The organism is Rhodopirellula sp. JB055, assembly GCF_043100905.1.
In the GTDB taxonomy this organism is placed as follows: Bacteria; Planctomycetota; Planctomycetia; order Pirellulales; family Pirellulaceae; genus Rhodopirellula.
Window position 1 is genome coordinate 1 of the sequence record NZ_JBICHO010000190.1, and the last position, 11,469, is coordinate 11,469.

The 11,469-nt window shown below is 55.5% G+C and carries 9 protein-coding genes; 4 read left to right on the forward strand and 5 right to left on the reverse strand.

Translation table 11 applies throughout. The annotated features are described in order from the left end of the window. A partial coding sequence (locus ACF8AM_RS07660; RefSeq protein WP_392555065.1) for a sulfatase-like hydrolase/transferase occupies positions 1-1,002 on the forward strand: 1,002 nt, incomplete at its 5' end. Positions 1,003-1,024: 22 nt separating this feature from the next. On the opposite strand, the gene ACF8AM_RS07665 is transcribed toward ACF8AM_RS07660, so the two are convergent. Both ACF8AM_RS07665 and ACF8AM_RS07670 read right to left on the reverse strand, forming a co-directional pair. Further along, positions 1,025-1,762: a phytanoyl-CoA dioxygenase family protein gene (locus tag ACF8AM_RS07665; protein ID WP_392555066.1), complete on the reverse strand. Its 738-nt coding sequence runs from the start codon at positions 1,760-1,762 to the stop codon at positions 1,025-1,027. A gap of 31 nt (positions 1,763-1,793) precedes the next feature. After that, complete coding sequence (locus ACF8AM_RS07670; protein ID WP_392555067.1) at positions 1,794-6,083, reverse strand: sulfatase-like hydrolase/transferase; 4,290 nt, start codon at positions 6,081-6,083, stop codon at positions 1,794-1,796. 190 nt (positions 6,084-6,273) lie between these two features. Here ACF8AM_RS07670 and ACF8AM_RS07675 point away from each other — a divergent pair, with 190 nt between their 5' ends. Then, positions 6,274-6,825, forward strand: coding sequence for a sigma-70 family RNA polymerase sigma factor (locus ACF8AM_RS07675; RefSeq protein WP_392555068.1), 552 nt, complete (start codon positions 6,274-6,276; stop codon positions 6,823-6,825). Continuing rightward, positions 6,822-8,198 (forward strand): FecR domain-containing protein, encoded by a 1,377-nt coding sequence (locus ACF8AM_RS07680; RefSeq protein WP_392555069.1) that lies wholly within the window; start codon positions 6,822-6,824, stop codon positions 8,196-8,198. Before ACF8AM_RS07675 ends, ACF8AM_RS07680 begins: the two co-directional genes overlap by 4 nt. Before the next feature lie 18 nt (positions 8,199-8,216). Here ACF8AM_RS07680 and ACF8AM_RS07685 read toward each other — a convergent pair whose 3' ends face one another. The 3 genes from ACF8AM_RS07685 to ACF8AM_RS07695 all read right to left on the reverse strand — a co-directional run bounded on the left by ACF8AM_RS07685 (position 8,217) and on the right by ACF8AM_RS07695 (position 10,424). Continuing rightward, positions 8,217-9,194: an alpha/beta fold hydrolase gene (locus ACF8AM_RS07685; protein ID WP_392555070.1), complete on the reverse strand. Its 978-nt coding sequence runs from the start codon at positions 9,192-9,194 to the stop codon at positions 8,217-8,219. A 115-nt stretch (positions 9,195-9,309) separates the two neighbouring features. Then, positions 9,310-9,780 (reverse strand): DUF1348 family protein, encoded by a 471-nt coding sequence (locus tag ACF8AM_RS07690; protein ID WP_392555071.1) that lies wholly within the window; start codon positions 9,778-9,780, stop codon positions 9,310-9,312. A 50-nt stretch (positions 9,781-9,830) separates the two neighbouring features. Then, positions 9,831-10,424 carry a carboxymuconolactone decarboxylase family protein gene (locus ACF8AM_RS07695; protein ID WP_392555072.1) on the reverse strand — a complete coding sequence of 198 codons (594 nt, stop codon included), beginning with the start codon at positions 10,422-10,424 and terminating at the stop codon, positions 9,831-9,833. Between the two features lie 223 nt (positions 10,425-10,647). Here ACF8AM_RS07695 and ACF8AM_RS07700 point away from each other — a divergent pair. Then, on the forward strand, positions 10,648-11,469 hold an 822-nt coding region (locus tag ACF8AM_RS07700; RefSeq protein WP_392555073.1), incomplete at its 3' end, for a sigma 54-interacting transcriptional regulator.

The following is an 11,469-nucleotide window of genomic DNA, read 5'->3' on the forward strand; positions in this document are numbered from 1 at the left end:
ATCCAACCCTACTCTCCGGCTCAACAAGGTTTCGACGAATACTACTGGGGAGCGATGACGAACTATCGCACCAACTTTGACCTCGCCTCGGGTGATCTGCTTCCAAAAATGAAGCAACTTCGCGACGAACGATTTCGCATCGATGTGCAAACCGATGCCGCCGTCAGCTTCATCGATCGCAATCATGACCAACCGTTTTACTTGCAGTTGAACTACTACGGTCCTCACACGCCGCTGGAAGCCACCCAGGAGTACCTCGATCGTTTCCCAAAATCGATGCCCAAGCGACGGCGCTATGCACTCGCGATGCTCGCCGCGATCGACGATGGCGTGGGACGAATCGTTGACCAATTGAAAACGCATGGTTTGCTGGACAACACCTTGGTGGTCATGACCAGCGACAACGGGGCACCTCTTAAAATGACCAAGGTCGACGCCCCAATCGATGGCGACGCAGGCGGTTGGGACGGATCCCTCAATGACCCTTGGGTCGGTGAAAAAGGGATGCTGTCCGAAGGCGGCATTCGCGTCCCAATGATCTGGAGTCTGCCCAGCCAACTGCCCAGCGCGATCACCTACAACTGGCCCATCAGCACCCTCGACATCGCCCCCAGCGTCTTGCAGCTCGCCGGTGGGAAACTCGATCCGAAAAGCGACCCCTTCGATGGCATCAACCTGATCCCGCGATTGAACGACATCCAAATCCCCTCCACACGCACGCTGTACTTTCGCTTCTGGGACCAGGCCGCAGTCCGGCAAGGCAAATGGAAGTACATCTTCGTTGGCGACGGCCGACGTTACCTCTTCGATTTAGAAAGCGATCAACACGAACATCGCAACCTGATCGAAAGCTACCCGGAACTCGGGAACAAATTGCACGACTCCTTGCAAACCTGGACATTGGAGTTGGATCCGCCCGGTTTGCCCCAAGGCAAGAAAATGCGAGAGCGAGATTGGTACGATTTCTACTTTGATGATCACCCCAGTTCGAAGTCCAACTGAACGTCACGCGCCCCACCGCGACTCAAACACCCGGCGTGACAAAGTCATGCCACTGAACTCCATCGGGCAGCGTGGCCGAATTCGCGAATTCCAAATGCAAGATTCGGCGGTGACGCCGCGTGCCCGGCTCAGATGATCCACTGCTGTGACTGATCAACGGACGCATCGCCAACACGTCGCCTCCCGCGGCATAGACGGGAACCGCCGACGCCACACCGTCCCCCTCGCAATCGCTCGAGTGATGCGAACCGGGGATGACCTGCAATGGCCCGTTCTCTGTGGTGACTTCGTCCAGGTGAATGCGAAGCGTCAGCATTTGCCGCAAGACATCATCGCTTGCAATCAAGTGCGGCACGCCCGCCTTCTTCGTCGGCCGCGAAAAACACGCCGACTCCACCGAGTTGTCTCGCACAGCGATGGAAGTGTCTTTGTGCCATGGCAACGCCCAGGTGCGATCCGGCGGTTTGTCAAAGAACAACGCTCGCACCAATCCCAAACCATCGCCAAGCTCCGCTCGCAAAAACGACAGCAATGGATCTGACTGCCATACGGTGGTCACCTCCGGGATGCTCGCGATCAAATTGCGTGCGGCGTAGACATGCCCGCGACTCGACCGAGCCCGCACAGACTCGGATTCCGCGACCAACGTTTGCGTGCACACCTGCAACAGATGCTCCACCACGGAAGACGTCACCGCCCCACGAAGCACATAGAATCCATCTCGATCCAACGCCTCGTTCGCCATTCCATTTTCCGCCATCAACACCCTCGTCAAACAACACGCCACTGGTTCATTGGTAACCCAACTGCACCGTTGCGGTGGTGTCAGCATCGCTGATTGCCCGCACCCAGCACGCTGAAAAGCCCTCCGGAAACTTGTACCGGACTGACGAGCCGCTCGGAACCACCAGGCGTTTGGCGGCAACCCAGCGACCTTCTCCATCGAGGTCGACTTCCAAGGTGAAGCCAACCGGTTGCGAATGCTCGTGCGACAACGTCACTGACTTTTGGTCATAACCTCGCATCAAGTAAGCGTCCGAAGGTATCCCAGCCTGAACGGGCGAGTCCTTCCACGGTCCGCCCTGCCCCACTGGCTTTCCAAACTTCCACAAATCATCCACGCCGCCGAACCACAGCCCCATCCCGGAATCCGCATGCCGAAAGACATGCCCGTCCTCTTTCACGACAGATTTCACACCCGCCAAAACCAACAAACCGTTCCAAGAACAAAAGTCACTGATCTGTTTGCGATGGCTGGCGATCGGACGAATCAAATTCCAAGCCGGCGGGGCTCCATTGACCACCAGCGGGACCTCATAAAACGTCCCATGAATATTCGCAATCGTGCGTTCCGATTCCACTTCTCGCAACGCTCGCGGCCAACCCGACTCAAACGGTTTGTCATAGATCGCATCACCCTTGGGCAGTCGATAACGTTTTCCCTGATACCGAACAATGACGGAGGCTTCGTCCACCGTGAACTCCGGTTCCACTTGCAGCTTCTCCGCCAACTCCGAATCAAATTCGTCGGACACAAACTGGAAATCGCTCTTTGTGAAATCAAATGCCCTTCCATCATCAGTCAGCAGCCGCAAGTCACGACTGCGTTTAGCCGGATAGACCAATGCATGGATGGCTTGTGATTCATCCACGCCGGCCAAACCCGCGAACAGCTCTTCGTGACGCTGCTGATTTGGATAAGCGGATGTTTGATGCATGAACGCCGTCGCCATGCAATCGCGATCCGTTTTGAACCGTACCCAAACGGCGTCCATCTCTCGGGGAAGCATCTCGACAACCGAGTTTTCACCGGTCACCGAAAACTGACGAAAATCAATCCACTCGTTCGTTCCATCGGGATCAATTTGCATCGTGATCTGAACGGAAGCATCCGCAGGCACCACGATATTTTTGGATTGCCGGGAAGCCTGCGATTTGTTCAACGTCGCTCCCTCACCACGAATCATCTTCACGGCCGCGTTTCCATCGACAAACGCGGTGTGTGGCATCCCAAATGATCCAGGCGTGTGCTCGGTTTCATTGGCGGGAATCGAGATTTTCCCTGCCGGGAAAGCACGCATGTAAACCCGATCGTGGTGCCCATTGCCCCACCGAACTTCCATCTGCGTTAATTGCCAGTCCGAAGACATTGGCGGGTCGCCTCGATGATCCACGGCCAAGTAAACCGTGACAGGCTGATCGACTTGAAAGGCATAGCCTGGTGCCGGTCGAGTCCAGTCGCCACGTCGTACCGTCACGGTCGGAAACGCACTCAACTCTTCAGGCAGCGATGTGATTTCTTGTTGGTCAGTCGCTCGCAATGTAACCACTGGCTTCGTTTTCAACTGGCCAATGGCCAAGTACAAGGTTCGCGACTGGAAACCATCGACGAGAAACGGATCGGACCATTCGTTGGCCTTCACTTCATCATCAATCCACGGCCCACCATAAGCAGATGCAGGTCCCCAAGTCTTCAAATCTTGGTAGTCACCAAACCACAGATTGCTCTGCGGTTGGCCCGCCAAGGGATTGCCTTGGATGCTGGTTTCATCGGTTGCCAGCACCAACTGATCGTTCCAAGCACAGAAGTCCGGAACGTATCGGAGGTGACTCCCAATCGGACGCAAACCCTTGGAATTCCCCACCGAGAAACCTTTTGGGAAGTCAAAGAACATGCCATGCATGTCCATCATCCAGCGTCCGCCCGTGATCTCACGAATTCGCGGCCATTCAGTGTACCAACCGTGACTGGCGTCGTTGCAATAGGCCGCCTTGGGGAGCAAATAGGTGTGCCACTTGCCGTCTTCCAACACCTTCAGCCGAACGGTTCGTCGATCCCACCCCATCGTCCAGATGGGATCGTCACCGTCGCTGCCTCCGGTGATCCCGTTGGGGCCAGTGACTTCCGTGTACTGCCGACGCTCAACGATCTTCCACCTCTCACCGTCCCACTCCGCCAGCACGCCGCGTTCTTCCTCTGTCTTGGCTTCGCCGCCCACCAAGACATCCTTGTAACTTCCAACATGCAATTCCCCATTGTTAGAAATCACCAAACGTCCTTGCGAGGTGTAGCCCCCCTTCCCGTGCCAACCCGGAACGGGCTTCTTGAACAATCGATTGACCTTCAAGGAGTGCACGTTGGCTTCCCAAATCGCGCCTTCCATGTCGATGTAGTAAACCATGTTTTCAGGGTCTTTTAGATGCCGCGTGATCGCCGTCACTCGCATCGGCATGTCGCTCGGCGAGATCGTTCGCACGTTGCCTTTGGCATCGATCAGATGATGTCCAATCAGCAACTGCTGTGACTCTTCATGGATCATCCGCCCCGCAGGTGTCCCGCCGACGCTTTCGGGATGCACGTTCAAAGGCTTCGTCAAATCGGGATCAACGGAGAACAACTTGTGCTCGCTGCCGCGTGGCATGTGTGGTGCATAATTGACCATCCAAAGCTTGCCGGCCCACGGCACGATCGCCCCGATCCCACACTCGTTGTGGCCTGTTTTCAAATGAGCCCCGTTCTGGCTGTAAATGCCATACGTCGTCAGGTGCGGGTAAACGCCGCTGATGAAAAGATCCGTCCGAATCGGCTTGGGCGCTTCGACAGTAGCGGACCCACCGTCCTGCTGAGTCGACGGTTTGGAAACAAGCGTCGCGTTCCATCGATTTGCGGACGCTTCCATGTTCGACCGCTGACGTTTCAACTGAGTTCGCAAGTCCTCCAAAACGTCGCGGTACTTTGGAGCCGAAACCAGATTGAACTGTTCGATGGGATCCTTTTGCAGGTCGTAAAGCTCCTCCCAAACCTTCCCTTCTTTTGTTTCGGTGCGAATCAACTTTCGTGTTTGATCGCGAATCGCCCAATGAGGTTGGCTTCCCAATTGAGGCGTGGGAGCTTCGTACAGAAAACTGGTTCGCCAATCGGTGACAGTTTCTCCGCGAGCGATCGGCAACAGGCTTCGTCCTTGTTGCTCGTCACCGGATGCCACACCTGCGATATCCAGAATGGTGGCTGCCACGTCAACGTTCAGCACCATTTCCCGAGCGACCTGCTGCTTGACTCCCGGCCCAAAGATTGCCATCGGAATTCGCATCGATTCCTCGTACGCCAGCACCTTGCTCGTCATGCCATGTTCCCCGAGGAACCAGCCATTGTCGCCCATCAAAATGACCCACGTGTTTTCGCGAATCTCTAGTCGCTCAAGCTCGTCGAACACTCGACCAACCGCCCGGTCCATCTGTTCCACACTGGCGTAATAATCTCGCGTGTGCGATCGGATTTTGTTCGGGTCCTGGTAACCGTACTTCTCTGCTTGAATGCGATTTCGCGAGGTCTTCAGGTAGGCTGGCTTGCCCTCGAGATCATCGTCCCACGTGGTCGGCAAAGGCATCTTCTCAGTTTCATACTTTGCCAGAATTGTTTCTTCGGCCGGCCAAGTGTGCCGATGATCCATGTGCGGGACCTGAGTGTTCATCCACATTATAAACGGCTTCTGTTGTTGCTTCGCTTGACGAATGAACCGGATCGACTCATCCGCCGTCACATCATCGACAAACCCTGGCATCTTCTTGGACTCACCATCGACCTTGAACCGACGGTCGTACCAAGTCCCGTTCGAATGACACACCGATGCGAACTGGAAACCAGCTTCTTCCGGCGTGGTCTTGAGATGCCACTTCCCCGTGACTGCTGTCAAATAGCCTGAACCACGCAACTTGGATGCAAACGTCGATGCCGGGGATCGAAGGCTCACGTTGCCAATCGAGGTGACTCCATTGATACTTCCGTACTGACCTGTCAAACAAGCGGCACGACTGGGTGAACAAATCGCCAGAACAGCAAACGCATTCTCGAATCGAGTCCCCTGCTCACAAATCCGCTGCAAATTCGGCGTGTTGATCAAACCGTCTTTCGTGTCCGACAAACAGTCCGCGCGATGATCATCGGTCAGCACAAATAGAATGTTCGGACGAGCCGACGAGCGCAACTCCCCCGCGTCAAACTCGGAGTGAACCGTTGTGGGAATCGAGCAAACGGACAGCAGAAACAGGCAGACAAAAACCAGACGCGAACGAGGGTGCATAATTGTGCCGGGAACCTTTGAGCGGGAATCAGGGACTGCAATTAAATAACCTGGATCGCTCAAATTGGACACTTTCTCGCTAAGGAACGCAAAAGAAGCATTTTCTCGTCCAAAGTCCAGGCCGGACGGCTATTTCCCTCCGACGCCATCCCGAAACTCGCCCGCACGTCGTATTCACGGAACCCAGCGCATGACCGACTCCGACGCTTCGATCACCGGCCCCGTTGATCGCACCGAAGAATTCGTTCGCCTGCTCGGGCAAACCCGTCGGCATCGTTTTGCTTACCTGATGAGCCTGATGAATGACCGAAATGACGTCGAAGAAGTCCTACAAGAAACTGACTTGGTACTGTGGCGAAAGTTTGATGACTTCGAACTGGGAACCAACTTCACGGCTTGGTCGTGCCGCGTTGCATTCAATCAGATGAGAGCGTGGCGGCAGAAACAGCACCGAAGTCGATTGCAGTTTTCAAATGAATTTCTTGACGCCGTCGCAACCCAACTGGACACACAAACGGAACGATACGACAAACGCTTGGAAACGCTGCGTGCCTGCGTCCGTTCCTTGCCCGATCGACACCAGCAACTGATTCAGCAGCGGTACACCGACGGTGACAAAATCGAATCGATCGCCGCTCAAACCGGTCGATCCCTCGACGCGATCTATCGCATGCTCAGCCGCATTCGTGATTCACTGCGAGATTGCGTGTCTCGCAAAATGGAGGCAGGCCTGACGTCATGAACGACTCCCACCAAAAACGATTCCTGGAATTGCGAGACGTGGCTCTCGACGGTCGCGCCACTCAAGAAGAAATTCGCGAACTCGAATCCATCGCGATGGCGTCCCCCGAACGACTCCGCGAATTTGCTGAGGCGGCTGCGATCCATGGCGAACTGTGTTTGCTGGGCATCGAGGCTCGCGAACAACAACCAACCGCGAATCCAGTGACTCGCGAAACAAAGGGTTCTCGAACCTGGCAAAGCATCACTTGGGCGATGGCCTTGGCCGCTTCCGTTCTGGTGGCGACTGCCCTTTGGAACCGCAACGCCACCCCAGCGGATTCCAACGAAACCTTCGCGGTGCTGGAAACAACGGTCCAATGTCTGTGGCAGACGTCGACCGTGCCGCTCGCGGAAGGACAACGACTCGGCGTCGGACACTTGCGATTGGCCAGCGGGTTTGCGTCGCTGCGTTTTGACAACGAAACCCAATTGGACCTGGAAGGCCCTGCCGACCTGCAAATCCTCGATCCAATGCACTGTCGTCTCGCCAGTGGAACCGCAGTCGTCACCGTCCGCGATGGCTTGCGAGGATTCGTCGTCGACACCCCGACTGGTCGCCTGACCGATCAAGGAACTAGCTTCGGCGTGTCAGTCAAATCCGATGGAGCCTCCGTGGTCGAGGTGTTTGATGGACGCGTCGATCTCGAAGTTCGGGAAACAGGCGAAACGCGAAGCCTGACCCAACAGACATCGGCGTGGTTGTTGTCCCAGCAAATCTTGTCACCCAATGAATACCGCCAGCCTTCAACAAACGACGCTCGCCGGCTGACACAAATCTTCACCTCTCAAGGCGACGGCGGGGACGTCTGGATCCAACGCGATCCTGAAAACCGAAAGGGCCCCGAAGATCTGTTGCTCGTCAAAAAGTCCGATGAACTGATTGAGTTCGATCGCCAGATCCGCCTGCGGTTTGATCTGCGAGGCCTGGCTGACCAGCCGATCGAGCGAGCCGTTTTGCAGCTCACCGCGGTTCCTTCAGGAATCGGATTCGCATCGCGAACTCCCGACTCAACGTTCTCGGTCTACGGACGCTCTCTCCCGAACGAAGCAACGCCGTTTTCACCCGACACCGTTCCTTGGTTGGATTTGGAAACCGAAACCAGTGGCTGGTCTTTGGTCGATCGTTTTGTGATTCCGAAAGGCAGCCAATCGGAGTCTCACACCATCGAGTCCGCGTTGCTCAACGATCTTGTGAACCAACACCGCAGCGACATCCTTGAACTTGTGATCGTCCGCGACACACCGGAAACCCTGGACGGGGGATTGGTTCATGCCTTTGCCAGTTCGCGACATGAATCCATCCCCGGTCCTACCTTGCGAGTCTGGCAGTAAGAGCCTCGTCGCGAAATTTTAGTGCACATGCTGTCCTAGAAAACGTCGCATGTGATTCGCGATCACGTCACCGTCTTCTTCCAGTGCAAAGTGACCGGTATCAAGCAGGTGCAACTCCGCGTTCTTCAGATCGCGTTGATAAGGATACGCACCTTCGGCAGGAAAGATCGCGTCGTTCTTTCCCCATACGATCAATGTCGGCGGTTGATGCTCACGAAGATAGGCCTGCCACTTCGGATACAAAGGCGGGTTGCTGCCATAACTGTGGAACATCTCAAGCTGGATCTCTTGGTTTCCCGGTCGATCGAGCAGCGGCTGCACGTGCGCCCAATTGTCGGGACTGATCGTCGCGACATCGCGAACGCCATGGTTGAATTGCCACTTGGTTGCTTCCAACGTTAGGAAAGAACGCAGTGCGTTGCGATTCTGCTTCGAACGCTTCTTCCACAGCTTTTTCACGGGAACCCAAAACTCATTGTCGATGCCTTCTTCATAGGCGTTTCCATTCTGAACAATCAGCGATTGAACTCGTTCTGGATGTGCCGTCGCCAAACGGAATCCGACCGGGGCACCGTAGTCCATCACGTACAACGAGTATCGATCCAGCTTCAATCGTTCAGTGAAAACCTGAATCACGCGAGCCACGTTGTCGAACGTGTACTCGAATTCATCAACCGGCGGAGCCGAACTGTATCCGAACCCGGGATAGTCCGGTGCGACCACGTGATAGCGATCCGCCAAAGCCGGAATCAGATTTCGAAACATGTGCGACGAGGTCGGAAAACCGTGCAACAGCAACACGGTGGGTGCATCCTTCGGCCCTGCTTCTCGGTAAAAGATCTCCAAATCGTCGATCTGCATCGTGCGATGCATGACCTGTGAATCCGCCGCGATGTGCGAGTGGTCTTCTGCGGATGCGGTTGCAGCGATAGGACCGGAAAGAGCCACAACGAGGGCCGTTCCGATGACCCCGTAGGCGAGTGATTGAATTTTCATGATTTGATATTTTGAGTTGATTGGATGGGTGGTCGGATGGATGTTCAATCGTCTGTTCGTTCACAAATTGCCCTCGCGGAAACGGTGGTCACGCGAGGGCAGGTGATCAACGGCTTCACTTCACGAGTTCTTCCAGCCCCGGATCGTCCGATGGTCGGATGCCCAGGGGCCAATGAAACTTTCGCTCCGAGGCATCGATCGCATGGTCGTTGATGCTGGCTTCACGACGCCGCATCAAACCATCAGGATCAAATTCCCAGTTCTCATTTCCATAGGCACGAAACCAACTTCCGGAATCGGTTTGGTACTCGTACTGGAACCGAACCGCGATTCGGTTTTCGCTGAATGACCACAATTGCTTGGTCAGTCGGTATTCCTTTTCAGAGTCCCACTTGTCGGACAAAAAGTGGACAATCTGTTCGCGTCCTCGCAGGAACACGTCTCGGTTCCGCCACTCGCTATCAATGGAATACGCCAGCGAAACTCGTTGCGGGTCGCGTGAATTCCAAGCGTCTTCCGCGGCTCGCACTTTCTGCAGCGCGGTCTCGCGAGTGAACGGGGGGCGTATGTCAGTTGGACTTGCCATGTTGGCTCTACCTTTTCTTTCGGTTCAACGGTTTGTTACCCGCGACGAGCTCAGGCAACACTGCCGGCCGTCGTTGGGCACCCACACGACTCAGTCGATGACTCCGCAGGCAACGGCTCCACGGCGGGGAAATCAACCTTCGTTTGCGAAACGTGATTGGTGTAATTGGTAAGAACATTCAGCGCCACGTTGGCCACCGCCTCAACGATCTCCGCATCATTCACTCCCGACTCTCGTGCGGCTGCGATCTCGGCGTCTGAAACGAAGCCACGTTTTTCAACGACCAAATTCGCAAACGCCAAGATTGCTCCTGACTTCGCGTCATCTGCCTTGCCCCGACGAGCGTCCAAAATTTGATCCGCAGTCAGACCCGACATTTTGCCGATCGCCGTGTGAGCACTGAGGCAGTATTCGCATGAGTTGGTCTCACCAACGGCGAGAGCAATTTGCTCGCGCTGTTTGGCGGACAGTTCACCGGCAGCGAGCGCTCCGCTGAACTTCAAATAGGCATCCAGGACGGCGGGTGAATTGGCCATCACTCGCATCATGTTGGGTGTCATTCCAAGCTTGGCTTGAACGCCATCAAGCAGTTCTTTGGCTTTGCCGGTCGCTTGAGCAGGGTTCACAGTTTCGATTCGGGACATGATTGGACTCCGTTGGGATCCGAGAGATTCAAAAGTCACCAGCAACAACTGCCGGCGTTGGATCCCTCTTAGGCACGAATCGTGCCAATGACACCAACAAGAACGCAAGTCATTACCCAGAAACACCTTACGAAGTTTCACCTGCAATTTCCGATAGCACGAAATTTCGTGCTTCAACGATTTATCGTTGTTAAAGCATGAGATTTCGTGCCATACTTCGGGCATGAACCAGCACAACGTTCCCGTCATTCGAGATCCCAAATCGCTTTTGTTAGCGATGGCGCAGCAACGCAGTGTGGCGGACGTGCTGCGATTGGTCGTCGATCACCTGGACCGTTCCGACGCAGTCGCGTTGGCTCGAATCTGGTTGATCCGCCCCGGGGCCGGTTGCCTGTCGTGTCCGATGCGAAACGAATGCCCGGACCAAACGCAATGCCTGCATTTGGTCGCCAGCGCAGGAACATCGATCGTCGATCCCGATACAGATTTGACTCGCATCGAGGGTGAGTTCCGACGATTCCCATTGGGAGTTCGCAAGGTCGGACGAATCGCGGCGACAGGAACGCCACTTGAGATTCCCGATATCGATGGCGATCCCGAATGGCTGGTGAAACTTGATTGGGCCAAGTCAGAAGGCATCCGTGGATTCGGTGGGCAACCACTGATCCATCGCGGCAAATCCCTCGGCGTGCTCGGAGTGTTCGCTCGTTCCGCCATCGGCGACGCATGCTTGGACTGGATGCGGATGATTGCGGACCACGTGGCTTCCGCCATCGCGAACGCGCAGGCTTGGGAAGAAATTGAATCGCTTCGCGGCCGTCTGGAACTTGAAAACGATTACCTGCAAGAAGAACTCCGCGGCGAAGCCTTTGGCGAAATGGTTGGGCAAAGCGATGCGTTGCAAACCGTTGCCCAGCAGATTCGGTTGGTTGCACCAACCGACTCGACCGTGTTGGTGATGGGTGAAAGCGGAACCGGGAAGGAATTGGTCGCTCGCGAGATTCACGCTCGCTCGAATCGACACGAACGACCACTGATCAAAGTC